Source organism: Pseudoduganella aquatica (genome assembly GCF_009857595.1).
Lineage (GTDB): Bacteria > Pseudomonadota > Gammaproteobacteria > Burkholderiales > Burkholderiaceae_D > Rugamonas > Rugamonas aquatica_A.
The window spans coordinates 70,206-92,517 of sequence record NZ_WWCU01000019.1 but is presented as its reverse complement, the minus strand read 5'-3'; the positions used below and the strand labels follow the sequence as shown (position 1 = coordinate 92,517).

Here is a 22,312-nt window from a genome sequence, read left to right as displayed (position 1 = left end):
ATTTAGTCAAATTGCACAAAACCTCCGCTTCGCGCTTTGCGCGACGGATATTTTGTTGTACCTTCTCGTGCAGCGGAACCAGAAGTGGCGTTCATGAGACGCCGCCGTTACTAATCCATCGGAGAATGTTCATGCAGTTCAACACCAAGTTGATTCCATTTGCCATCGCAATGGCTTTTGCTGGCAGCGCAAGCGCGCAGGAAATTATCAAGATCGGCCACGTCGGCCCAGTCTCCGGCCCTTCGTCCCACCTCGGCAAGGACAATGAAAACGGCGCCCGCATGGCGATCGAGGATTTGAACGCAAAGAACCCGCAGATCAACGGCAAACCCGTCAAATTCGTGCTGCAGGCCGAAGACGACGCCAGCGATCCGAAACAAGGCACCACCGTGGCGCAGAAGCTGGTCGACTCCCACGTGAATGGCGTGGTCGGCCACCTGAACTCCGGCACCTCCATCCCCGCCTCCAAGATCTACTCGGACGCCGGCATTCCGCAGGTGTCGCCCGCCACCACCCAGACCAAATACACCCAGCAAGGCTTCAAGACCACCTTCCGCATCGTCGCCAACGACGCAAAGCTGGGCGGCACGCTGGGCGCTTACGCCGTCAACAAGCTGGGCGCGAAGAAAATCGCCGTCATCGACGACCGCACGGCCTACGGCCAGGGCGTGAAGGACGAGTTCGTGAAGGGCGCGACCAAGGCCAAGCCTGGCGTGCAGATCGTCGCCAAGGAATTCACCACCGACAAGGCCACCGACTTCAACGCCATCCTGACCACCATCAAGGCCAAGAACCCGGACCTGGTGTTCTTCGGCGGCATGGACTCGGTCGGCGGCCCGCTGCTGCGCCAGATGAAGGCGCTGGGCATCAACGCCAAGTACATGGGCGGCGACGGCCTGTGCACCGACGCGCTGCCGCGCCTGTCCGGCGACAACGCGCCGGAAAGCGTGGTCACCTGCGCCGAAGCGGGCGGCGTCTCGCCGGAACTGCAGAAGAATATGGACGACTTCCGCGCCCGCTACAAGAAGAAATACAACCAGGAAGTGCAGCTGTACGCGCCCTACGTATACGACTCGGTGATGGTGATCGCCCAGGCCATGACGGACGCCAAATCGTCCGACCCGGCCAAATACCTGCCTTACCTGGCCAACATCAAATACCAGGGCGTCACCGGCCTGATCGCCTTCGATTCCAAGGGCGACATCAAGGACGGCTCGCTGACCCTGTTCACCTACCGTAACGGCGTCAAAACCAAAACCGAAGTCATCAAATAACCTGGTTACACATAATCGGCGATAATTGCCCTAGGCCGTCCAGCGCTGGACGGCCTTTTTTCATTTTAAGGATAGCAACATGCAAATAAAGTACATCGCTGCTGCGCTCGCGCTGGCATTCACAGGCAGCATCTCCAACCTGGCTGCGGCCCAGGAAGTCGTCAAGATAGGCCACGTTGCCGCCACTTCCGGCCCTTCGGCCCACCTGGGCAAGGAAGACGAGAACGGCGCCCGCATGGCGGTTGAGGATTTAAACGCCAAAGGCTTCAAGATCAACGGCAAAGCCGTCAAGTTCGTGCTGCTGGCCGAAGACGACGCGGGCGACCCGAAACAGGGCACAGCCGCGGCGCAAAAGCTGGTGGACGCAAAGATCAACGGCATTATCGGCCACCAGAACTCCGGCACCTCGATACCCGCCTCCAAGATCTACTACGACGCCGGCATCCCGCAGATCTCCGCCTCGGCCACCAGCCCGGTCTACACCCACCAGGGCTTCAACACCGCCTTCCGCATCGTCGCCAATGACAACAAGCTGGGCGGCACGCTGGGCAAATACGCGGTGAGCAAGCTGGGCGCGAAGAAAATCGCCGTGATCGACGACCGCACCGCCTACGGCCAGGGCGTGGCCACCGAGTTCATCAAGGGCTCCAAGGGCGCGCAAATCGTCGCCAAGGAATTCACCACCGACAAGGCCAGCGACTTCACCGCCATCCTCACCTCCATCCGCGCCAAGAACCCGGACCTGGTGTTCTTCGGCGGCATGGACGCCATTGCCGGCGCGCTGCTGCGCCAGATGAAGGCGCTCGGCATCAAGGCCCACTTCATGGGTGGCGACGGCGTGTGCACGGAAGCGCTGCCCAAGCTGTCGGGCGGCGCGGACGGCCTGGTCACCTGCGCCGAAGCGGGCGGCATCCTGCCGAGCCAGCGCAAGGGCCTGGACGAGTTCGCGGCCCGCTACAAGGCCAAGTACAACCTGGAAGTGCAGATCTACGCGCCCTACGCCTACGACGCCGTGATGGCCATGACGGCCGCCATGGCCGAAGCCAAGTCCGCCGATCCCGCCAAATACCTGCCGGTGCTGGCCAAGATCAAATACCAGGGCATCACCGGCCCGATCAGCTTCGACAAGTTCGGCGACATCAACAACGGCTCGCTGACCCTGTACGGCTACAAGGACGGCAAGCGCCAGCTCATCGAAGTTGTCCGCTAAAAAAAAGGAGCCCGAGGGCTCCTTTCATCATTTCTGGGCCAGGACCCATTTCACCAGGGTCTTGGCTTCCGCCTCGCTGACCTGTGGGTTGGCTGGCATCGGGATCGCGCCCCAGACGCCGGAACCGCCCTTCATGACCTTGGCCACCAGCTTGGCTTCAGCGTCTTTTTGGCCGGCGTATTTCGCTGCCACATCCTTGTAGGCCGGACCGACCAGCTTGTTGGCTACCGCGTGGCAAGCCATGCAGTTCTTCGCCTTGGCCAGGTCTGCGTTCGCCATTGCGGATTGCGTAGCGAAAGCCGAAACGGCCACCATACCTATCATCAGAAATCGTTTCATCGTTTTCTCCAAAGTAACTACATTCATTCTAACGCTTTTCCACAACGCTGGCATGATAGCCGGGGTTGACCTCGCCCACAATATCGCCCCCGGTATAGGTCTTTCTTTTGTAAGATGATGTAAAGGAGAATTTCTATGCCGCTGATTTTATTGATACTGGCTCTATGCGGGCTGCGCTACTTCGAGGTGTGGCGCTTTGCCGAAGTGTCCTGGTGGTGGATCGTCGGCCTGATGGTGTTCGCCTTCGTCTGGTTCGAGTTTCTGGAGCCGATGCTGGGCCTGGACAAGCGCAAGGCCCACAACGTGGACGAACAGCGCCGCAAGGACCGCGTGAAGCAGAGCTTCAACAAAAAAAAATAGGAGGATCGCATGATCCCCCTACTGGGCCCAACGCCGCAACGGATTACGCGTAGGGCGGGTTAGCGGCACCGCCGCGTAACCCGCCGTTCTCAGCGCTTCAGCTGCGACAAATCGCGCACCGCGCCGCGGTCGGCGGAGGTGGTCAGCGCCGCGTAGGCCTGCAGCGCCTGCGACACATAGCGTTCACGGTCGACCGGCAGCCAGGCGTCCGCGCCCTTGGCTTCCATGGCCGCGCGGCGCTCCGCCAGCGTGGCGTCGCTAATGCGCAAATTGATGGTGCGGTTCGGGATGTCGATATCGATCATATCGCCCTCCTCCACCAGGCCAATGGCGCCGCCTTCGGCCGCTTCCGGCGAAGCGTGGCCGATCACCAGGCCGGACGAGCCGCCCGAGAAGCGGCCGTCGGTGAACAGCGCGCAGGCTTTGCCCAGGCCCTTGGACTTGATGTAGGAGGTCGGGTACAGCATCTCCTGCATGCCCGGACCGCCTTTCGGGCCTTCGTAGCGGATGATGACCACGTCTCCTTCGTGCACGGTGTCGCCCAGGATGGCTTCCACCGCCGCGTCCTGGCTTTCAAACACGCGCGCCTTGCCGCTGAATTTCAGGATGCTTTCATCCACGCCGGCCGTCTTCACGATGCAGCCCTTCTCCGCCAGGTTGCCGTACAAAACGGCCAGGCCGCCGTCCTGCGAGTAGGCGTGCGCCTTGTCGCGGATGCAGCCGGTTTCGCGGTTCAGGTCCAGCGCTGCGAAGCGCTCGGACTGCGAGAACGCGGTCTGGGTCGGCACGCCGCCCGGCGCCGCGCGGAACATCTGGTGCACGGCGGGGTCGTCGCTGCGCTTGATGTCGTTGCGTTCGATGGCGTCACCCAGCGTGGGCGCGTGGATGCTGTAGACCGAGGTGTCCAGCAGGCCGGCGCGCGCCAGTTCGCCCAGGATGGAGACGATACCGCCGGCGCGGTGCACGTCTTCGATGTGGAACTTGTCCGTCATCGGCGCCACTTTGCACAGGCAGGGCACTTTGCGCGAGATGCGGTCGATGTCGGCCATGCTGAATTCGACTTCGGCTTCGTGCGCGGCGGCCAGCAGGTGCAGCACGGTGTTGGTGGAGCCGCCCATGGACACGTCCAGCGCCATGGCGTTCTCGAACGCAGCCTTGGTGGCGATGGAGCGCGGCAGGACAGTCGCGTCGTCCTGCTCGTAGTAGCGCTTGGCCAGTTCCACCACCAGGCGGCCGGCTTTCAGGAACAGTTCCTTGCGGTCCGAGTGCGTGGCCAGGATGGTGCCGTTGCCCGGCAGGGACAGGCCCAACGCTTCGGTCAGGCAGTTCATGGAGTTGGCGGTGAACATGCCGGAGCAGGAACCGCAGGTAGGACAGGCGGAGCGCTCGATCTCGGCCACGTCGGCGTCGGAAACGGTGCTGTCGCCGGCCTTGATCATGGCGTCCACCAGGTCCAGCTTGATGATCTTCTGGTTGCCGTTGACCACCTTGACCACCTTGCCCGCTTCCATCGGGCCGCCGGACACGAACACCACGGGGATGTTCAGGCGCATCGCGGCCATCAGCATGCCGGGGGTGATCTTGTCGCAGTTGGAGATGCAGACCATGGCGTCGGCGCAGTGCGCGTTGACCATGTATTCCACCGAGTCGGCGATCAGGTCGCGCGAAGGCAGCGAGTACAGCATGCCGCCGTGGCCCATGGCGATGCCGTCATCGACCGCGATGGTGTTGAATTCCTTCGCCACACCGCCGGACGCTTCGATCTCGCGCGCGACCAGCTGGCCCAGGTCTTTCAGGTGCACGTGGCCGGGCACGAACTGGGTAAAGGAATTGACCACGGCGATGATGGGCTTGTCGAAATCGCCGTCTTTCATGCCGGTGGCGCGCCACAGGGCGCGGGCGCCGGCCATGTTGCGGCCGTGGGTGGTGGTGCGGGAACGGTATTGGGGCATGGCTTTACTCCTATGATGTGCTAGCAGAGTGCCTTCCCCGCGCTGCCCTGTCAAATATTAGATTTCGCGCCCTGTGATACGCTTTGCATATCACAGCAACGAAATACCATAGGATTCCATATGAATGTCGAATTGCGCCAGCTGCGCTACTTTGCCGCCGTGGCCGAGGAGCTGCATTTCGGCCGCGCGGCGCAGCGCCTGCACATGACGCAGCCGCCGCTGTCGCAGGCCATCCAGGCGCTGGAGGAGCTGCTGGGCGCGCCGCTGTTCGAGCGCAGCCGGCGCGGCGTGGCGCTGACGGCGGCCGGAGCGGCCCTGCTGCCGGAGGCGCGCCGCATGCTGGCGCAGGCGCAGGAGCTGCCGCAACTGGTGCAGCGCGCCGCCGGCGGCGAGGTGGGGCGCCTGGCGCTGGCCTTCGTCTCGTCGGCCGACTACAGCGTGCTGCCGCCCTTCCTGCGTGCCTACCGCGCGGCCTATCCGCAGGTGCAGATCGCGCTGCAGGAAGCCACCTCGGACCTGCAGCTGGAAGACCTGCTGCACGCGCGCATCGACGCCGGCCTGCTGATCCCGCCGCTGCCCGAACGCGCGCGCGCGGAGCTGGACTATTTGCCTGTACTGAAGGAGCCGCTGGTGCTGGCCGCACCGGCCGGCCTGCCCGCGCTGCACGGCAAGCGCAAGGTGGCCTTGGGCGCCCTGCCCGCGCTGCCGCTGATTATCTTCCCGCGCGCGATTTCGCCGGCGCTGTACGACGCGGTGCTGGGCGTGTTCCGCGCGGCCGGCATCACGCCAGTGATCGGCCAGGAAGCGATCCAGATGCAGACCATCGTCAGCCTGGTGTCGGCTGGCATGGGCCTCGCACTTGTGCCACAATCGGTGTCGAATCTGAAGCGCCCCGGGGTAGAATACCGCGCGCTGCTCGACCCCACACCGCTGGTGGAGACGGGCCTGGCCTGGCGCCGCGACAATCCCTCGCCGGTGCTGCAGGGCTTCCTCGAACTGTTAAGAAAGAACACGCAATGCTGATACACCCGCTGCCCGACCCCATCGCCTTCTCGCTAGGTCCGGTCAAAGTCCATTGGTACGGGCTGATGTATGTGCTGGCCTTCGCCATGTTCGTGGCGCTGGGCCGGGTGCGCATCAGGCAGCCGCATATTGCCCGGCTGGGCTGGAAGAACCAGGACCTGGACGACATGCTGTTCTACGGCATGCTGGGCGTGGTGATAGGCGGGCGCATGGGCGAGGTGCTGTTCTACCGTCCCGAGTTTTTCCTGCACAATCCGCTCGAGATTTTCGCCGTGTGGCGCGGCGGCATGTCCTTCCACGGCGGCTTCCTGGGCGTGATGCTGGCCATGTGGCTGTGGGCGCGCAAGGCCGGGCGCAATGTGCTGGACGTGTACGACTTTATCGCGCCGCTGGTGCCGCTGGGCTACGCGGCCGGGCGCATCGGCAACTTCATCAACGCCGAACTGCCGGGCCGCATTGCGGACCCGTCGCTGCCGTGGGCCATGATCTGGCCCAACGTGGACGCGCTGCCGCGCCATCCGTCGCCGATCTACCAGGCGCTGGTGGACGGGCTGCTGGTGTTCGCCATCCTGTGGATGTTTGCGCGCCATGCGCGGCCGCGCCTGGCGGTGGGCGCCATGTACACGCTGCTGTACGGCTGCGCGCGCTTCTTCACCGAATACTTCCGCACGCCGGACTACGAAGTGGACTTCCTCGGCTTCACCATCTCGTCCGGCCAGCTGCTGTCGCTGCCGATGATCGTGGGCGCCATCCTGCTGCTGCTGTGGTCCTACAAGCGCAACATCGTCCCCACCGCCCCTGCGGCGGCTTAGCTATTTCAGCAGGGCCTGGATGGTTTTCCATTGCGCCGGGGTGACCGGCGTGATGGACAGGCGGCTGCCTTTTTGCAGCAGCACCATGTCTTCCAGCGCGGGGTTGGCGCGCAGTTCGGACAGCGGCAGCAAGCGCGTCTTGCGCACGGCCTTCACGTCCACCATCTGCCAGCGCGGCTCCTCCGGCTTGGACTTCGGGTCGTAGTAGTGGCTCCTGGGATCGAACTGCGTGTGGTCGGGATAAGCGCTGCTGGCCACTTCGGCAATGCCGGCGATGCCCGGCTGCGGACAGCTGGAGTGATAGAACAGCACCCCGTCGCCCACCTGCATGCCGTCGCGCATGAAGTTGCGCGCCTGGTAGTTGCGCACGCCGAACCACGGCACCGTGGACTGCGGCCTGGCCAGCACGTCGTCTATGCTCATCTCGTCCGGTTCGGACTTCATCAACCAGTAAGCCATGGCGCTCCTTCAAAAGGTATAGGCGTAAAAAAGCGGCTGCGCACCAAGGTGCTAACAACCGCTCTTTTGGGAATGAAGCCCCGCCTGTGCCGCTATGCCGGCATCCCGAACCTGGTGGCTCAGGTGGTCACAGTTAGTTCAATTTCGGGTTCATCGGGCTAGCGACGCTCACTCCCATCAAACAAATTTCCGCGACCGTTGCAAACAAATGGTTCAAGGAATATATGGCATCCGCGAACACCGCAGGGTGACACGGAGTTTACTCCTGTATCGCCGCCAGGGAAAGGGCTTTCGAGACTTAAAACAGAATTTCTTGCGGCGTCAGTGCGCTGTCGAGCACCTTGTTCATGGCCGCCATTTTGTCCTGCATGTCCAGCACCGACATATCCGACAACGGTCCTTGCGGCGAACGCGCCGACAGGAATTCGGCCGCCATGCCCAGCGCCGCCATCACGGCGATGCGGTCGTTGCCCTTGACGCGGTTGGCATCGCGGATGGCCGTCATCTTCTTGTCGAGGAAGCTGGCCGCTTCGCGCAGCGCGCGCTCTTCGTCTTCCTTGCACGCCAGGCGATAGGGCTGGCCCATGATGCTCACGTCCAGATGTATCATTGCACGTCCTCTTGCGCCGGCGCGGCGGCCGCTGCGCCTTCAATGGCGGGTATCTTTCCCAGCAGCGCCGACACGCGCGCGTGCGCCTCGGCCAGGCGCCGCTGGCAGGCCATATTGTCGGCCACCAGGGCCGCATTGGCCTGGCGCAGCTGTGCGTTTTCACGCCGCAGGGCCAGGCTCATCTCGGCGAGCTGGTCGATTTTGTCGGAAAGTTCTTGGAATTCTGAAATCATCCCGCAACTATAGGATGGCAAAGGAAGGCGCGTCAACAGCTACACGCGCATGATGCACATATTTAGGAGGAGTCCTCGGGCGATGGGAAAGATGCCAGGCGTGGCGCGCCGCATATTGATGTGCCTGGCGGCATGGACGGCGGCCGAACCGCGCGCCGCCGTCCAGGACGAACTGCGCCTGCAGCGGGAAGGCTATGCGCTACCGCAGGGCACCGTGCCAGATGATCGGCTTGGTCACGGCACTTTCCTGTATTCCGTCTTGCCGTTCGTGAGATGGCCGGATGCCTTATCAATGGCCAGCGCCACGTTGCCGAAATCGGTCGCGATTAAAAGCTGCCCCTCTTTGTAAGTCGCGGGAATGTTCTTCGTTTCCGGCTTGCCAGTGGCAGGACTTGGGTGAGAGTCGCGCACCATAAATCCTTCGCCGTTGCGCTCGATGTTGAGGCGATAATCGTCGTACTGCACGTTCACCCACCTACCGACATACTCACCGCCGCCCTTCACGCCACATCCAGCCAGGAAGACCATCAGCACCGCCAAGCAGATCACCGCTTTCATCTTTTTCTCCTTATGAAGACGAGCCATCCCGCCGCAAAGCTCCGCGCCTTACCACTGGCAAACCAAGCGCTCGCGGCGCCGCAGCGTTCCGGTCAGATAGGCCTCAAGCGTCGACGGTCGCGTCGAATGGTTGAGTCACCGTCCTTAGTATAAGCCGCATTGATTTATTTGAAAGCTTGCCTTTTGCACCATCTGATCGACCTTGATCTGGCGCAAACAGTGGCGCTGTGGCCGGCGATTAATCAAATAAGTTCATGCCCGCCTTGAAATAGGGCATAAGCGTCCCTATAATTGGCACTCGTTAGCCGAGAGTGCTAACAAGGATACCGAGGTTGCGCTGCAGAAACACTCTGGCCGCAGCCTCTCAGCACGACAACCATTGATAAAGGAGTTTTGTATGAACCTTCGCCCTTTGCACGATCGCGTCATCGTCAAACGTCTCGACCAGGAAACCAAAACCGCATCCGGCCTGATCATTCCTGACGCAGCCGCCGAAAAACCAGACCAGGGCGAAGTCCTGGCTGTGGGCAATGGCAAAGTGCTGGACGACGGCAAAGTGCGTCCGCTGGAAGTGAAAGTGGGCGACCGCGTTCTGTTCGGCAAATACTCCGGCCAAGCTGTCAAAGTCGACGGCGACGAGCTGCTGGTGATGCGCGAAGAAGACATCATGGCCGTTGTTAACAAGTAATCACAGGAGAATTCGAACATGGCAGCTAAAGACGTAGTATTCGGCGACGCAGCGCGCGCCAAGATGGTTGAAGGCGTGAACATCCTCGCCAACGCAGTCAAAGTAACCCTGGGTCCTAAGGGCCGTAACGTGGTGCTGGAGCGCTCCTTCGGCGCCCCTACCGTTACCAAGGACGGCGTATCGGTCGCCAAAGAAATCGAACTGAAAGACAAGCTGCAGAACATGGGCGCGCAAATGGTCAAGGAAGTTGCTTCCAAGACCAGCGACAACGCCGGCGACGGCACCACCACCGCGACCGTGCTGGCCCAGGCCATCGTGCGCGAAGGCATGAAGTTCGTAGCCGCCGGCATGAACCCGATGGACCTGAAGCGCGGCATCGACAAGGCAGTGGCTGCCACCGTCGAGCAGATCGCCATCCTGGCCCGTCCATGCACCACCACCAAGGAAATCGCCCAGGTTGGCGCGATCTCGGCCAACTCCGACTACTCGATCGGCGAGCGCATCGCTGAAGCGATGGAAAAAGTGGGCAAAGAAGGCGTGATCACCGTGGAAGACGGCAAGTCGCTGAACGACGAGCTGGACATCGTGGAAGGTATGCAGTTCGACCGCGGCTACCTGTCGCCATACTTCATCAACAACCAAGAGAAGCAAGTTGCCATCCTGGACAATCCATTCGTCCTGCTGTGCGACAAGAAAATCTCCAACATCCGTGACCTGCTGCCGGTACTGGAACAAGTTGCCAAAGCTGGACGTCCACTGCTGATCATCGCAGAAGACATCGAAGGCGAAGCGCTGGCCACCCTGGTTGTGAACAACATCCGCGGCATCCTGAAAACCTGCGCAGTGAAAGCCCCAGGCTTCGGCGACCGCCGCAAAGCCATGCTGGAAGACATCGCTGTCCTGACCGGCGGCCAGGTTGTTGCTGAAGAAATCGGCCTGACCCTGGAAAAAATCACCCTGGCGGAACTGGGCCAGGCCAAGCGTATCGAAGTGGGCAAGGAAAACACCATCGTGATCGATGGCGCCGGCGACGGTTCCAACATCGAAGCGCGCGTCAAGCAGATCCGCGTGCAGATCGAAGAAGCGACCTCGGACTACGACCGTGAAAAACTGCAAGAGCGCGTAGCCAAGCTGGCTGGCGGCGTTGCCGTGATCAAAGTCGGTGCAGCCACCGAAGTTGAAATGAAAGAGAAAAAAGCCCGCGTGGAAGATGCACTGCACGCCACCCGCGCTGCGGTTGAAGAAGGCATCGTGCCAGGCGGCGGCGTAGCCCTGCTGCGCGCCCGCTCGCAACTGACCGTCAAAGGCGACAATCCTGACCAGGAAGCTGGCATCAAGATCGTTCTGCGCGCGATGGAAGAGCCGCTGCGCATGATCGTGCAGAACGCCGGCGAGGAAGCATCGGTCGTCGTTGCAGCAGTGTTGGCCGGTTCGGGCAACCACGGCTACAACGCCGCCAACGGCACCTACGGCGACATGGTTGAAATGGGCGTTCTGGACCCAGCCAAAGTGACCCGTTCGGCACTGCAAAACGCAGCGTCGATCGCTGGCCTGATGCTGACCACCGACTGCATGGTGGCTGAAATCACCGAAGACAAGCCAGCCGGCGGTATGGGTGGCATGGGCGGTATGGGTGGCATGGGCGGCATGGACGGCATGATGTAATAGCCGTTCCGCGCCGAACCGCACCGGTTCATCGCTAAAAAAAAGCCCGCAAGGTTCGCGCCTTGCGGGCTTTTTTGCAATCCCTTACACCAGTTCGTACATGAGCGCTTCCGCTGCGGCAAGCTGATCATCCAATACAAGCAAGCAGCGGAATGGCTCGTCTCCAGGATGTGCCGCATGCAAAACGAACTGCGCCACATCCTGCGGCGATTCTCCCTGATGTGACGTCGTCGAAATGTTCAACCAGGAGGGTTCGCCCTGCTCCAGAACAAAGTCGATGTCATCTTCCAGCGCGTCTGCGTGGGGGCCGTACAGGGCGAACGATTCGGTTCCGACTGCGAGACTGGCCTTGGCCAACAAGTCGATCTCGGACGAGGCCGCAGGGTTTTGAAACGCCACCAGGCAAACCGTCGGCATGACCGTCAAATGACTGATTGCAGCCAAATCACCACGCCGTACCACCTTGATTTCGCATGATTGCATTGTCCATCCCTCCTGCTTTCTGAAGAAATCATACCCTCCTTTCACCTGTCCCTGACTGAGTATGTAACGAGTTAAGCTTTTGCGGCGGAGCAAAGGGTCTGGTTGCCGCTGGTGACCCTTTGGTTTAGTATGGCCGCAACTTTCCTCTCTCTATGACAAGGCTGGCATCCGATGGCTCCGCGCTCCCCAAACTCGAAAACCGCTGCGATTGCCGGGGCGCTGGCCGGGCTGCTTGCGGCTGCCCTGGGCTCCTATTACGTGTACACCGTGCGCCATGAGGCCCAGCCACGCGCACAGGTGGCCACGGTGGCAAGCGCGGGCGCGGTGGCGCTGCAAGGCGGCATGGCCGGGGCGCAGGCTCCCGCCGCAAAGGGCGCGCTGAGCCGCGAGCAGGCGGTGGCGGCGCTGATGGCGCTGCCTGAACTGAAGGCCTGGGCGGACCGGATCGAGAAGTCGTCGAACGGGAAGGCGCATGGCGCGCTGATGGAGTACGACGCGCAGCTGCGCGCCGTGAAGGGAAAACAGTATTACCAGCTGAGCTTTGTCGAGAACAGCAGCGACGCGGCCCAGCGCTGGGAGAGCTTCCTGGTGGCGCAGTCGGACGGCGAAATCCTGGTGGATGACGACGTGTCCGGCGAGGCGCTCACGCTGGAGCAGTGGCGCAAGGACAAGAAGCCGCTGCAGCGCAGCGGGCCGGGCGAGTGACGCTGGCGGGTTACGGCGTGCCGCCTAACCCGCCCTACGCAACATGACGCGACACCACGCGATGCAATATGCCGGAACGCGCCGCAAACGCACTGTTATGCGGCTGAGCGCACTGTGGCGGGCGCTGCAACCGCCGCACTTTGAACGCGGCCTATCCACAATATCGCGCCCAGCGTCAGCGCGGCTGCCAGCCAGCCGTTGTAGCCGTAGCCTTCTATCTGCCCGCCGGCGCCGGTGCTGAGCCACAGGCCGCCGACGAAGGCGCCCAGCCCTGTCCCCATCTGCTGCACCGCCGAGTTGGCGCTCAGGAAGGCGCCGCGCCGCGACGGCTCGGGCACCGTGGTCATCAGGGCTTGCAGCGGCACGGTGCGGCCCGACAGCGCCGTCATAAAGAACGGGAACATCAGCACCAGGCCGATCAGCGGCACGTGCGGCAGGTGCGTGATCAGCATCAGCGGCACGATGGAAAAGCCGGCCACGTAGCGGAACACGCGCTGCTTGCCCGCCCTGTCCGCCCAGGCGCCGATATTGCGCGCGCTGAACAGCGTGGCCAGCCCGCCAGCCAGATAAATCCACGTAATCTCCGCCGGCTGCACGCCGTAATTGGCCACCAGCACCGGCGAAATAAAGGGAATCACCAGCATGCCGGACATCATGGTCATGCCGCTCAGTGCAAAGGCTTTCAGGTGCGCCGGCACGCGGAACATGGCGAGCAGCTCAGGCAGGATGCGCGCCACCGGCACCGGCTGCGCCTTCAGGTGCGAGGTCATGGACGGCAGCGCGCGCAGCGCCACGCCCCAGATCAGCAGCGAGAGCCCCACCAGCAGATAAAAGGCGGACTGCCAGCCGAAATGCGCCGACATCATCACGCCCGCCGGCACGCCGGCTATGGCGGCCAGGCTGAACGAGGTCATGACAATGCCGGTGGCCGCGCCGCGCCGCTCGGGCGGCACCAGGTCGCCGATGATGGCCATGCAGATCGAACCGAGCACGCCGCCTGTCACGCCGGCAAAGGCGCGCGACAGCACCAGCACATGGAAATTGGGCGCCATCGCACAAGCCAGGTTGGACAAGGTGAACAGGAAGAACATCGCCAGCAGCAGGCGCTTGCGGTCAAAGCGGTCGATATAGGTCATGGCCAGCAGGCCGGACAGGCCGGCGCACCAGGAATAGACCGAGACCGCGCCCGACACGGCCGCCGGCGTTTTGCCGAAGGCCTGCATCAGCTGCGGAGCGAGCGGCATCATCACCATGAAGTCCATGATGACGGTGAATTGCGTCAGCGCCAGCAGCCACAAAATCAGGCGTTCGCGGGCCGGCGAGACGGGTGTAACAGTTGCCATAGGCGCTCCCTTCAGTCCAGCTGATTGATCTCGTTGGCGGCGTTGCGCAGGATGGCGCGGATGTGCTGCAGCCGGGTTTCGTTCGGCGCGCCGTCGCGGGCGCGCGTGATGACCGCTTCCTTCAGCGCATGCATCAGCGAGCGCAGGTCGCCGCCCGCCTCGGCCGGCTCGCTCAGGCGCGCCATCATGGCGTCCACCATCTGGCGGTTCTCGTCCAGGAAGGCCTGGCCTTCCGGCGTGACCGTGTGCAGCTTCTTGGCGCCGTCATGGCTGATGGACACATGGCCCATATCGTACAGCATTGCCATCAGCGGGTAGATCGCGCCCGGGCTGGGGGTGTAGCTGCCGCCGGTGCGCTGCTCCAGCTCCTTGATGATCTCGTAGCCGTGGCGCGGTTTTTCCGCAATCAGCTGCAGCACCACGTAGCGCATGGCGCCCGAGTCGAACATCTTGGGACCGCGCCCGCCGCCGCCGCGATGGTGGCCGTGGCCGTGCATATGCGGGTGGAAACGATGATGGCCTTTGAAAAAGTGGAACATGGGAATCTCCATAAGATATATCGAAGTAAGATATATCTTAACCTGTTTTTTCAGGATTTCAAGATTTTTTTGTGCCACCCGCTTTCGCGCATTGCCGTATCATGCAAGCTCTGTCCCGTTGTCCACGTCCATGTTCAAGAAACTACTCGCCCTCTTTGGCAAAAAAGCTTCAGCGACGCCAGCCGGCCCCGCTGCCCCCAGTGCGCCCTACAAGCAGGACGAACTCAATCTGATTTACAACCTGCTGTTCTGCGACGAATCCTCGCTGTACCAGCCGCAAGGTACGGAAACGGCGCTGTTCGGCGAACAGGCCGACGCCGCCGTGGTGCGCACCATCGCCGAGGACAGCGACGAGGAAAGCCGCGTGCGCATCCTGGCCTGCAACTGGCTGCGCGAGAACGGCCATGCCGTACCCGCGCACGAGCTGCTGGGTGTAATCGTGGAAGTGCCCCTTGACGAGGGCCTGGACGTGCTGGCCGCCTACGCGGACGGCACCGTGCGCTACATCAACCAGACCGGCAAATTCGCGGTATTTGAAGGCGCGCCGGACGCGGTGGCGGACAGCGCCAAGGCGCTGGTGGAGACGGCCAAGCCGGCGCTGCGCCAGGCCACGCCGGCCAAGGGCGGCCGCATGCCGCCGCCGGGTCCGGGCCATCTGCGCATCGGCTTCCTGGCGTCGGACGGGCTGTATTTCACGCAGGGGACGTTTGAAGTGCTGGCCAAGGATGCGCGCGCGTCCTCCGCCATCCAGAGCGCGCAAACGCTGCTGGACCTGGTGGTGCGCCAGGCCAGCGAGTAATTACGCGCTGGCGTAGTCGGTGATGGTGATGCGCACCGCGTTGCGCGTGGTGTCCACCTTGAAAATATAGCCGCCCAGGCTTTCGAAATCGCATTCGCCATCCACCGGCGCGGTGCCGTCCTTGCAGATGGCCAGTTTGCCCGCCGCCGGTTTCAGCCCGTGGGCTTTTTTCAGGAAGGCCAGCAGGCCGGGCACGTCGCGCGCCGCCTTGCTGGTTTTCAGGCGCTGCATTTCCGCCGCAGCAAAGTCCAGCCAGTAGTTCAAATCATGCGCGCCGGCGGGACGCGGCAGCACCAGCGTATATTCCGTCACCAGCGTGTCCACGCACTGCGAATGCAGGATCTCCAGCCGCACGTCCTTCTCCACCTGCGCGGATTCGGCGGCGCCGTTGTTCTTCTTGCGCACAAAGGTCTGCTGCGGATAGGCCTGCGCCTGCAGCGCCGGGGACGGCGGCTGGAAGGTGCAGGCCTCTGCGGCCTGCGCGGCGCCCGGCAGGGCAAGCGCCAAGGCCAGGGCGGCGGCGTAGATTTTCATATCAGCTGTCCAGGTGGGAAATCAGCAGGCGGCGGCTGTCGGCCTCCACGCCCTCGCCCGCTTTGCGTTCCAGCACCAGCTCCGCGTTCTGCGCGTCCACCGAAATGCCCACCGACAGAATGTCGATCAGCAGCAGTTGCAGAATGCGCGAGATCATGGACAGGAAGGTCGTGCTGTCCTCCGAGTGGTCCACCGCCAGGCACACCGAGGCGCGCTTGGCCAGCGGCGACTGGCTGCTGGTGATGGCGATAACGTCCGCACCGGCCGCGCGCGCCGCGTCCACCGCGTCGAGCAGCTCCGGCAGCTTGCCGGAATTGGAGATGGCGATCACCACGTCGCCCGCCTTCAGCAAACCGGCGGCCAGCACGAACAGGTGCGAGTCGCCATAGGCTGCGGTCGGAATGCGGAAGCGGAAGAATTTGTGCTGGCCGTCCAGCGCCACCACGCGCGAATTCCCCATCGCGAAGAACTCGATGCGCTTGGCCTTGGCCACCAGCGCGATGGCCTTGTCCAGCGAGCGCACGTCCAGCTGGTCGCGGAATTTCAGGATGGCGGACACGGTGTTGTCGATCACCTTGGCGCTCAGGTCGTGCGTGCTGTCGGACACGCGCACCTGGCTATGGCGCACAGGGATGGCGCCGGTCAGGCTGCTGGCGAACTTCAGCTTGAAGTCGGCCAGGCCGGAGAAGCCCAGCGAGCGGCAGAAGCGGATCACGGTCGGCTGGCTCACTTCGGCCAGGCGCGCGATGTCGGCGATCGGCTCGTTCAGCACCAGGCGCGGCTGCTCCAGCACCAGCGCGGCCACGCGCTGCTCGGCCGGGGTCAGCTCATGCTGCAGATGCTGCACGCGTTCCATCAGCGTGTTGGCGCCGCTGCGTCCGCGCAGGTGTTCGGACAGTATCGTCGCCACGCCGTAGAACGCCGGATTCGGCGTGGTGATGACGTAGGTGGGAATCTCGGACAGATACGTGGTGAAGCGGCCCTTGGCCTCGAAGCGCGCACGGAACGGCGACGAGGCGAACCACTCGCCCATGCGCGGCACGATGCCGCCGCCGATGAAGATGCCGCCGAAAGCGCCCAGCGTCACCGCCAGGTTGGCGCTGGCGCCGCCCAGCATGGCGCAGAAGCACTCCAGCACTTCCATGCACAGCGGGTCTTTGTCGGTCAGCGCGCCGGCCATGATCTCCTGCGCGTTCAGGTCTTTCACGTTGCGGCCGTTGCGCTTGGCGATGGCGCGGTAGATGATCTCCATGCCGGGGCCGGAAATCAGGCGCTCGGTGGAGACGTGCGGCCAGGTCTGCCATGCGTACTGCAGGATGGCGTATTCGCGCTCGTCGGCGGGCGCGAAGTTGGTGTGGCCGCCTTCCGAGCCGAGGGTGACGAAACCGTCCACCGTCGGAATCACGCCGGACACGCCCAGGCCGGTGCCCGGCCCCAGCACGCCGATCACGGAGTTGCTGGCCGGGGCGCCGCCGCCCACCTGCATCAGGTCCGCCGGCTTGAGGCCGGGCAGCGACATGGCCAGCGCGGTAAAGTCGTTCACCACCAGCAGCGTGTGCAGGCCCAGCGCGCGACGCACTTCGTCGGTGGAGAATTCCCAGTCGCGGTTGGTCATGCGCACGTAGTCGCCGCTGACCGGGTTGGCCACGGCCAGGGCCGCGTGGTTCAGCGTGATGTCGGCGTGGTCGGACAGATAGGTGCGCAGCAGCGGCACGATGCCGGTGAAGTCGTCGCACTTGAGCACGCGCACGGCGCGGAACTCGGACGGGCCGGTCTGCAGCGCAAAGCGCGCGTGCGTGGCGCCGATATCGGCCAGCAGGCGCGGACCGTCCGCGAAAGCGGTGCGGCTGGATTTTTGGTCAACTTCAGCTAGTCTCATCGTCGATTTTATTTTGTTGGGAATATAACGCCCGTGAAGGCGGCAAGGATACCCGAAATATGCGATGCGTTGGACCCTAAACCGAAAGGCCGGGGTCAGACCCGACGGGTCTGACCCCGGATTCCTCAGGCGGCGTAGCCGAACCAGGCGCCGTAAGCCGGCAGCGTCGCCGTGCCGTCGGCCGCCATCGCGCCCGGCAGCCCCGGCGCGCCGATCGTCTCCGCGCCTGCCGCCTGCGGCAGCGCAAACGTCAACGGCTCCTTGCCCAGATTGAACACGGCCAGCACGCTGCGCTCGCCCGCCAGGTCGCGGCGCAAAGCCAGCACCGGCTCCGGCGCGTCGAAGAAGACGACGTCGCCGCGCGTGAGCTGCGGCATGGTGCGGCGCCAGGCGATGATCTTGCGCGCAAACGCCAGCGGCGAAGCGGCGTCGGCTTCCTGCACCGAAGCGGCGCGGGCGATGTGCTTCTCATCCACCGGCAGCCACGGCTTGCCGCTGGTGAAGCCGCCGTTGGCGTCCTTGTTCCAGGCGATAGGCGTGCGGCAGCCGTCGCGGCCCTTGAACTCGGGCCAGAAGGTGATGCCGTAAGGGTCCTGCAGCAGTTCGTAAGGCACGTCCGCCTCGGTGAAGGCCAGCTCGTCGCCCTGGTACAGGCAAGGCGTGCCTTTGAGCGACAGCTGCATGGCCAGCACCAGCTTGGCCATTTCCGGCGACGGGTTCTCGCCGCCCCAGCGCGTCATCACGCGGATGGAATCGTGGTTGCCCACCGACCAGGAGGCCCAGCCATCCTTCACGCGCGCGCCGAACTGCTCCACCTGCGAGCGGATATGCTTGGCCGAGCACACCGGCGTGAGCAGGTTGAAACTATAGGCCATGTGCAGCTTGTCGCCGCCTTCGGTGTATTCGGCCATGACGGCCAGCGAATCGTCCGCGCCCACTTCGCCGATGGCGACGGCGCCGTATTCGTCCAGCAGCACGCGCAGCTTCTTCAGGAAGGCCACGTTCTCAGGCTGGGTCTTGTCGTGGATGTGGGCCTGCATGCCGTATGGGTTCACGTCCGTGACTGTGGAAGTGTCGCGCACCAGCGCCGGCGGATTGCTGCGCAGCGTACGGTCGTGGAAGTGGAAATTGCAGGCGTCCATGCGCACGCCGTCCACGCCGCGCTCCAGCCAGAAGCGCAGCGCGTCCAGGTGCGCCTGCTGCACTTCCGGGTTATGGAAGTTCAGGTCCGGCTGGCTGACCAGGAAGTTGTGCATGTAGTACTGCTTGCGGCGCGAGTCCCACTGCCAGGACGAGCCGCCGAACACCGACATCCAGTTGTTGGGCGGGCAGCCGTCCGGCGCCGGGTCGGACCAGACGTACCAGTCGGCCTTGGGATTGTCGCGGCTCTTGCGGCTCTCGGCGAACCACGGATGGTCTTCGGCCGTGTGCGACATCACCTGGTCGATCATGATTTTCAGGCCCAGGCTGTGCGCCTTGGCGATCAGCGCATCGAAGTCCGCCAGGGTGCCGAACAGGGGATCGACGTCGCAGTAGTCGGAAATGTCGTAGCCGAAGTCCTTCATCGGCGACTTGAAGAAGGGCGAGATCCAGACGATGTCCACGCCCAGCCGGGCGATGTAATCCAGCTTGGCGGTAATGCCGGGCAGATCGCCCACGCCATCGCCGTTGCTGTCTTTGAAACTGCGCGGATAAACCTGGTAGATGATCGCTTCGCGCCACCAGTTCGGAGACAATTCTTTGCTCATGTCGGTATCCATAGAGGGAGTTTGTAGAGAATATACATTATGTATTTGTTTTTTTCAATCACGAACTACGCGCATTAAATTGAACAATACACTTTAAAATCAATGACATAACGTTTTCACGTCAAACTCGAAGAGTAGTCAAACTACAATTTACCCACCGTTATTTACCGTGCAGCAACTTGCATATACCAGTTGCCAAGCGCAGCCGGTTCGGCATAGCATCCCGCAAAGACCAACAGGGAGAACCAATGACACAATCCGCAGCGCAGCAGGGCAACGGGCCACTGCCGCGACAAATCCCCTACATCATCGCCAACGAAGCCTGCGAACGCTTCAGCTTCTACGGCATGCGCAACATCCTCACCCCATTCCTGATCAGCACCCTGCTGCTGTTCATTCCGCTGGCCGACCGCCCCAGCGAAGCGAAGCACGTGTTCCACACCTTCGTGATCGGCGTGTACTTCTTCCCGCTGCTGGGCGGCTGGCTGGCCGACCGCTTCTTCGGCAAATACAACACGGTGTTCTGGTTCAGCCTGATCTACTGCGCGGGCCACGCCTGTCTTGCGGTGTTCGAGAAAAACCTGGAAGGCTTCTATCTGGGCCTGGCGCTGATCGCCTTCGGCTCGGGCGGCATCAAGCCGCTGGTGGCCTCCTTTGTGGGCGACCAGTTCGACCAGACCAACAAGAACCGCGCCAAGGTGGTGTTCGACGCCTTCTACTGGAGCATCAACTTCGGCTCCTTCTTCGCCTCGCTGCTGATGCCCATCTTCCTGCGCGACTACGGCGGCGCCGTGGCCTTCGGCATTCCTGGCATCCTGATGTTCGTGGCCACCTTCGTGCTGTGGCTGGGCCGCAAAAAATACGTGCACGTGCCGCCGGCCGCGCCGAATCCCAACTCCTTCATGAACGTGGCGAAAACCGCCCTGCTCAGCACCGCGCCGGGCAAGTCGCGCGTGGGCCTGCACTTCGCCGTCATCGGCGTGATCGGCGCACTGGGCTCGCTGGCCATGACGCCCAAGTGGGGCTTCGTGATCGCAGCCTGTACCGCGCTGGTGCTGCTGCTGGCCTTCGGCGGCATCGGCACCTCCATGCAGCTGGAGCGCGCGCGCGGCAAGCATAGCGACGAAGGCGTGGACGGCGTGCGCGCCGTGCTGCGCATCTTCATCGTGTTCGCGCTGGTGACGCCGTTCTGGTCCCTGTTCGACCAGAAGGCATCCACCTGGATCGTGCAGGCCAACGACATGACCCACCCGACCTACGAGCTGCTGGGCTGGAGCTTCAGCTTCGTGCCGGCGCAGATGCAGGCGCTCAATCCGCTGCTGGTGATGCTGCTGATCCCCTTCAACAACCTGGCCCTGCTGCCCATCCTGCGCGCGATCGGCATCGAACCGACCGCCCTGCGCCGCATGGGCGCCGGCATCTTCTTCTCCGCGCTGTCGTGGGTGGTGATCGGCACCATCCAGGTGGTGATGGACGGCGGCACGCCGGTGTCCATGGCGTGGCAGATCCTGCCTTACGCGCTGCTGACCTTCGGTGAAGTGCTGGTGTCGGCCACCGGCCTGGAATTCGCCTACAGCCAGGCGCCGTCCTCGATGAAGGGCGCCATCATGTCGCTGTGGTACCTGGCGGTCACCGTCGGCAACCTGTGGGTGCTGATACTGAACTCCAGCGTGAAGAACGAAGCGGTATCGGCCTACATCGCCAGCACGGGCTTCTCCGTGATGGCCTTCCAGATGTACTTCTTCGCCGCCTTCGCGGGACTGGCGGCGGCCATCTTCGCCTGGTACGCCACGCGCTACCGCATGGTGGACAACTACCGCCCCGAGCCAGATCCGAATCTCTGCTACGGCACCACGACGGCCCCGCAGACGTCCACCCCAAAGCCAGCGTAACCGCGTAGGGCGGGTTAGCGGGCCATGCCCGCGTAACCCGCCATTGAGGCGGAAATCCGCACAAGCCCGGCGGTAATTCCGGATTTCCGCCGCTCCCCTCCCCTCCCCGCCACTCTGCCGCAGCGCACCAAACGAATCAAATCAAGCACTTGCCTTTTCAGGACTGCTTGGCACGAAATCTGCTCAATAGCTCCTCACAACAAACCCGCTTAGGAGACGAGCATGAGCATCACCCGCACCATTCCCCTCGCTATCGCCATCGCAGCCGCATTCGCCGCCACCTCCGCCAGCGCGCAGGAAGTGGTCCGCCTCGGCAACCTCAAATTCGCGCACTACGGCGCCGTGTCGTACATCAAAGAGATCGCGCCCAAATGCGGCATCAAGGTCGAAGAGCACACCTTCGCCAAAGGCCCGGACGTGATGCAGGCCATCCTGGCCGGTGAGCTGGACGTGGGCGCCACCGCCTCCGAAGCGGCTATCCAGGGCCGCGCCAACGGCGCCCCGATCTACGTGGTGGCAGGCTTCGCCAAGGGCGGCGCGCGCCTGGTTGCGCGCCCGGACAGCGGCATCAAATCCATCAAGGACCTGAAAGGCAAAAAGGTCGGCGTCACGCGCGGCGGCATCCACGAAGTGCTGCTGGCGGCAGAGCTGCAGCAGGCCGGCATCACCTTCTCCGACCAGCCGGGCAAGGACGTGCAGCTGATCTTCCTGGCCTTCGCGGACCTGAACCAGGCCCTGCTCGGCAAGAACCTGGACGCCATCATGCAATCGGAACCGCAATCGTCGCAGGCCATCAACAAGGGCTTCGGCGTGGAAGTGATGAAGCCATACGACACGCCGATCGGCGAGCCGGTGCGCACCATGGTGATGAGCGAGAAGTTCTACAAGGAGCGCCGCGCCACCGCCGCCAAATTCATGAACTGCTTCGTGCAGGCCACCAAGACCTTCATCGACAGCAAGCCGACCGCCGAGAAGTACGTGCGCGAAGTGATCTTCAAGAGCCAGATCACGGCCGACGACTTCCAGGACGCCATCAGCAACTCGCCCTACACCTATGACGTGACCGCCCAGCACATCCAGATCACCACGGACGTGATGGCCAAGACCGGCGTGGGCAAGATGCGCAAAGCGCCGGTGGCCAGCGAGTGGGTGAAGACCGACCTGCTGGACGAAGCGAAGAAAAGCCTGAACATCAAGTAAAGCGGGG

The 22,312-nt window shown here is 63.2% G+C and carries 23 protein-coding genes and 1 other RNA gene; 11 read left to right on the top strand and 13 right to left on the bottom strand.

Annotated elements, in window-relative coordinates:
- Positions 1-131 precede the first annotated feature (131 nt).
- Positions 132-1,274, top strand: coding sequence for a branched-chain amino acid ABC transporter substrate-binding protein (locus GTP77_RS17280; protein WP_161073386.1), 1,143 nt, complete (start codon positions 132-134; stop codon positions 1,272-1,274).
- Between the two features lie 79 nt (positions 1,275-1,353).
- Positions 1,354-2,484 carry a branched-chain amino acid ABC transporter substrate-binding protein gene (locus GTP77_RS17275; RefSeq protein WP_161073385.1) on the top strand — a complete coding sequence of 377 codons (1,131 nt, stop codon included), beginning with the start codon at positions 1,354-1,356 and terminating at the stop codon, positions 2,482-2,484.
- A gap of 27 nt (positions 2,485-2,511) precedes the next feature.
- On the opposite strand, the gene GTP77_RS17270 is transcribed toward GTP77_RS17275, so the two are convergent.
- Entirely contained in the window at positions 2,512-2,823 is a 312-nt protein-coding gene (locus GTP77_RS17270) for a c-type cytochrome (RefSeq protein ID WP_161073384.1), read from the bottom strand.
- Between the two features lie 135 nt (positions 2,824-2,958).
- Here GTP77_RS17270 and GTP77_RS17265 point away from each other — a divergent pair, with 135 nt between their 5' ends.
- Positions 2,959-3,183 carry a TIGR04438 family Trp-rich protein gene (locus tag GTP77_RS17265; protein WP_161073383.1) on the top strand — a complete coding sequence of 75 codons (225 nt, stop codon included), beginning with the start codon at positions 2,959-2,961 and terminating at the stop codon, positions 3,181-3,183.
- 89 nt (positions 3,184-3,272) lie between these two features.
- Here GTP77_RS17265 and ilvD read toward each other — a convergent pair whose 3' ends face one another.
- On the bottom strand, positions 3,273-5,135 hold the full coding sequence (gene ilvD / locus GTP77_RS17260) for a dihydroxy-acid dehydratase (RefSeq protein ID WP_161073382.1): 1,863 nt from the start codon (positions 5,133-5,135) through the stop codon (positions 3,273-3,275).
- A gap of 120 nt (positions 5,136-5,255) precedes the next feature.
- Between ilvD and GTP77_RS17255 the strand changes: the two genes are divergently transcribed.
- Together GTP77_RS17255 and lgt are read left to right on the top strand one after the other, a co-directional pair.
- Positions 5,256-6,158, top strand: a complete 903-nt coding sequence (locus GTP77_RS17255) for a LysR family transcriptional regulator (RefSeq protein WP_161073381.1) — start codon at positions 5,256-5,258, stop codon at positions 6,156-6,158.
- Positions 6,152-6,970, top strand: a complete 819-nt coding sequence (gene lgt, locus GTP77_RS17250; RefSeq protein WP_161073380.1) for a prolipoprotein diacylglyceryl transferase — start codon at positions 6,152-6,154, stop codon at positions 6,968-6,970. Before GTP77_RS17255 ends, lgt begins: the two co-directional genes overlap by 7 nt.
- On the opposite strand, the gene GTP77_RS17245 is transcribed toward lgt, so the two are convergent.
- The 5 genes from GTP77_RS17245 to GTP77_RS17225 form a co-directional block, all read right to left on the bottom strand.
- A complete protein-coding gene (locus GTP77_RS17245; RefSeq protein WP_161073379.1) occupies positions 6,971-7,429 on the bottom strand; it encodes an EVE domain-containing protein in 459 nt (152 codons plus the stop codon).
- 73 nt (positions 7,430-7,502) lie between these two features.
- Positions 7,503-7,681: non-coding RNA, 6S RNA (gene ssrS / locus GTP77_RS17240), on the bottom strand.
- Positions 7,682-7,727: 46 nt separating this feature from the next.
- Positions 7,728-8,039, bottom strand: coding sequence for a cell division protein ZapA (locus GTP77_RS17235; protein WP_161073378.1), 312 nt, complete (start codon positions 8,037-8,039; stop codon positions 7,728-7,730).
- Positions 8,036-8,272, bottom strand: a complete 237-nt coding sequence (locus tag GTP77_RS17230) for a hypothetical protein (protein WP_161073377.1) — start codon at positions 8,270-8,272, stop codon at positions 8,036-8,038. The genes GTP77_RS17235 and GTP77_RS17230 overlap by 4 nt, the downstream gene beginning before the upstream one ends.
- Positions 8,273-8,506: 234 nt before the next feature.
- Complete coding sequence (locus tag GTP77_RS17225; RefSeq protein WP_161073376.1) at positions 8,507-8,830, bottom strand: hypothetical protein; 324 nt, start codon at positions 8,828-8,830, stop codon at positions 8,507-8,509.
- 397 nt (positions 8,831-9,227) lie between these two features.
- Here GTP77_RS17225 and groES point away from each other — a divergent pair, with 397 nt between their 5' ends.
- Positions 9,228-9,518: a co-chaperone GroES gene (gene groES, locus GTP77_RS17220; RefSeq protein ID WP_056393686.1), complete on the top strand. Its 291-nt coding sequence runs from the start codon at positions 9,228-9,230 to the stop codon at positions 9,516-9,518.
- Positions 9,519-9,536: 18 nt separating this feature from the next.
- On the top strand, positions 9,537-11,183 hold the full coding sequence (gene groL / locus GTP77_RS17215; RefSeq protein ID WP_161073375.1) for a chaperonin GroEL: 1,647 nt from the start codon (positions 9,537-9,539) through the stop codon (positions 11,181-11,183).
- An 84-nt stretch (positions 11,184-11,267) separates the two neighbouring features.
- On the opposite strand, the gene GTP77_RS17210 is transcribed toward groL, so the two are convergent.
- Complete coding sequence (locus GTP77_RS17210; protein ID WP_161073374.1) at positions 11,268-11,666, bottom strand: DUF7684 family protein; 399 nt, start codon at positions 11,664-11,666, stop codon at positions 11,268-11,270.
- Positions 11,667-11,837: 171 nt separating this feature from the next.
- Here GTP77_RS17210 and GTP77_RS17205 point away from each other — a divergent pair, with 171 nt between their 5' ends.
- Positions 11,838-12,371: a hypothetical protein gene (locus tag GTP77_RS17205; protein WP_187358748.1), complete on the top strand. Its 534-nt coding sequence runs from the start codon at positions 11,838-11,840 to the stop codon at positions 12,369-12,371.
- 95 nt (positions 12,372-12,466) lie between these two features.
- Here the strand turns inward: GTP77_RS17205 and GTP77_RS17200 are convergent, their stop codons facing one another.
- Both GTP77_RS17200 and GTP77_RS17195 read right to left on the bottom strand, forming a co-directional pair.
- Positions 12,467-13,714 carry an MFS transporter gene (locus GTP77_RS17200; protein WP_161073373.1) on the bottom strand — a complete coding sequence of 416 codons (1,248 nt, stop codon included), beginning with the start codon at positions 13,712-13,714 and terminating at the stop codon, positions 12,467-12,469.
- 11 nt (positions 13,715-13,725) lie between these two features.
- Positions 13,726-14,253 carry a PadR family transcriptional regulator gene (locus GTP77_RS17195; RefSeq protein ID WP_228893637.1) on the bottom strand — a complete coding sequence of 176 codons (528 nt, stop codon included), beginning with the start codon at positions 14,251-14,253 and terminating at the stop codon, positions 13,726-13,728.
- A gap of 130 nt (positions 14,254-14,383) precedes the next feature.
- Here GTP77_RS17195 and GTP77_RS17190 point away from each other — a divergent pair, with 130 nt between their 5' ends.
- Complete coding sequence (locus GTP77_RS17190) at positions 14,384-15,052, top strand: hypothetical protein (RefSeq protein ID WP_161073372.1); 669 nt, start codon at positions 14,384-14,386, stop codon at positions 15,050-15,052.
- On the opposite strand, the gene GTP77_RS17185 is transcribed toward GTP77_RS17190, so the two are convergent.
- The 3 genes from GTP77_RS17185 to GTP77_RS17175 all read right to left on the bottom strand — a co-directional run bounded on the left by GTP77_RS17185 (position 15,053) and on the right by GTP77_RS17175 (position 19,213).
- Entirely contained in the window at positions 15,053-15,586 is a 534-nt protein-coding gene (locus GTP77_RS17185; RefSeq protein WP_161073371.1) for a hypothetical protein, read from the bottom strand.
- 1 nt (position 15,587) lies between these two features.
- Complete coding sequence (locus GTP77_RS17180; RefSeq protein WP_161073370.1) at positions 15,588-17,465, bottom strand: glucokinase; 1,878 nt, start codon at positions 17,463-17,465, stop codon at positions 15,588-15,590.
- Between the two features lie 125 nt (positions 17,466-17,590).
- The gene (locus tag GTP77_RS17175; protein WP_161073369.1) at positions 17,591-19,213 is read right to left on the bottom strand and encodes an alpha-glucosidase; all 1,623 of its coding nucleotides are present in this window, start codon (positions 19,211-19,213) and stop codon (positions 17,591-17,593) included.
- A 248-nt stretch (positions 19,214-19,461) separates the two neighbouring features.
- Between GTP77_RS17175 and GTP77_RS17170 the strand changes: the two genes are divergently transcribed.
- Both GTP77_RS17170 and GTP77_RS17165 read left to right on the top strand, forming a co-directional pair.
- Positions 19,462-21,105, top strand: a complete 1,644-nt coding sequence (locus GTP77_RS17170; RefSeq protein ID WP_161073368.1) for a POT-type proton-dependent oligopeptide transporter — start codon at positions 19,462-19,464, stop codon at positions 21,103-21,105.
- 222 nt (positions 21,106-21,327) lie between these two features.
- Positions 21,328-22,305, top strand: a complete 978-nt coding sequence (locus GTP77_RS17165) for an ABC transporter substrate-binding protein (RefSeq protein WP_161073367.1) — start codon at positions 21,328-21,330, stop codon at positions 22,303-22,305.
- Positions 22,306-22,312: the final 7 nt, after the last annotated feature.

What these genes read in the sequence shown, in the direction of transcription:
- GTP77_RS17280 (WP_161073386.1), top strand. Translation starts at nt 132, where the DNA reads ATGCAGTTCAACACCAAGTTGATTCCATTTGCCATCGCAATGGCTTTT.
- GTP77_RS17275 (WP_161073385.1), top strand. Translation starts at nt 1,354, where the DNA reads ATGCAAATAAAGTACATCGCTGCTGCGCTCGCGCTGGCATTCACAGGC.
- GTP77_RS17270 (WP_161073384.1), bottom strand. Translation starts at nt 2,823, where the DNA reads ATGAAACGATTTCTGATGATAGGTATGGTGGCCGTTTCGGCTTTCGCT.
- GTP77_RS17265 (WP_161073383.1), top strand. Translation starts at nt 2,959, where the DNA reads ATGCCGCTGATTTTATTGATACTGGCTCTATGCGGGCTGCGCTACTTC.
- ilvD (WP_161073382.1), bottom strand. Translation starts at nt 5,135, where the DNA reads ATGCCCCAATACCGTTCCCGCACCACCACCCACGGCCGCAACATGGCC.
- GTP77_RS17255 (WP_161073381.1), top strand. Translation starts at nt 5,256, where the DNA reads ATGAATGTCGAATTGCGCCAGCTGCGCTACTTTGCCGCCGTGGCCGAG.
- lgt (WP_161073380.1), top strand. Translation starts at nt 6,152, where the DNA reads ATGCTGATACACCCGCTGCCCGACCCCATCGCCTTCTCGCTAGGTCCG.
- GTP77_RS17245 (WP_161073379.1), bottom strand. Translation starts at nt 7,429, where the DNA reads ATGGCTTACTGGTTGATGAAGTCCGAACCGGACGAGATGAGCATAGAC.
- GTP77_RS17235 (WP_161073378.1), bottom strand. Translation starts at nt 8,039, where the DNA reads ATGATACATCTGGACGTGAGCATCATGGGCCAGCCCTATCGCCTGGCG.
- GTP77_RS17230 (WP_161073377.1), bottom strand. Translation starts at nt 8,272, where the DNA reads ATGATTTCAGAATTCCAAGAACTTTCCGACAAAATCGACCAGCTCGCC.
- GTP77_RS17225 (WP_161073376.1), bottom strand. Translation starts at nt 8,830, where the DNA reads ATGAAAGCGGTGATCTGCTTGGCGGTGCTGATGGTCTTCCTGGCTGGA.
- groES (WP_056393686.1), top strand. Translation starts at nt 9,228, where the DNA reads ATGAACCTTCGCCCTTTGCACGATCGCGTCATCGTCAAACGTCTCGAC.
- groL (WP_161073375.1), top strand. Translation starts at nt 9,537, where the DNA reads ATGGCAGCTAAAGACGTAGTATTCGGCGACGCAGCGCGCGCCAAGATG.
- GTP77_RS17210 (WP_161073374.1), bottom strand. Translation starts at nt 11,666, where the DNA reads ATGCAATCATGCGAAATCAAGGTGGTACGGCGTGGTGATTTGGCTGCA.
- GTP77_RS17205 (WP_187358748.1), top strand. Translation starts at nt 11,838, where the DNA reads ATGGCTCCGCGCTCCCCAAACTCGAAAACCGCTGCGATTGCCGGGGCG.
- GTP77_RS17200 (WP_161073373.1), bottom strand. Translation starts at nt 13,714, where the DNA reads ATGGCAACTGTTACACCCGTCTCGCCGGCCCGCGAACGCCTGATTTTG.
- GTP77_RS17195 (WP_228893637.1), bottom strand. Translation starts at nt 14,253, where the DNA reads ATGTTCCACTTTTTCAAAGGCCATCATCGTTTCCACCCGCATATGCAC.
- GTP77_RS17190 (WP_161073372.1), top strand. Translation starts at nt 14,384, where the DNA reads ATGTTCAAGAAACTACTCGCCCTCTTTGGCAAAAAAGCTTCAGCGACG.
- GTP77_RS17185 (WP_161073371.1), bottom strand. Translation starts at nt 15,586, where the DNA reads ATGAAAATCTACGCCGCCGCCCTGGCCTTGGCGCTTGCCCTGCCGGGC.
- GTP77_RS17180 (WP_161073370.1), bottom strand. Translation starts at nt 17,465, where the DNA reads ATGAGACTAGCTGAAGTTGACCAAAAATCCAGCCGCACCGCTTTCGCG.
- GTP77_RS17175 (WP_161073369.1), bottom strand. Translation starts at nt 19,213, where the DNA reads ATGAGCAAAGAATTGTCTCCGAACTGGTGGCGCGAAGCGATCATCTAC.
- GTP77_RS17170 (WP_161073368.1), top strand. Translation starts at nt 19,462, where the DNA reads ATGACACAATCCGCAGCGCAGCAGGGCAACGGGCCACTGCCGCGACAA.
- GTP77_RS17165 (WP_161073367.1), top strand. Translation starts at nt 21,328, where the DNA reads ATGAGCATCACCCGCACCATTCCCCTCGCTATCGCCATCGCAGCCGCA.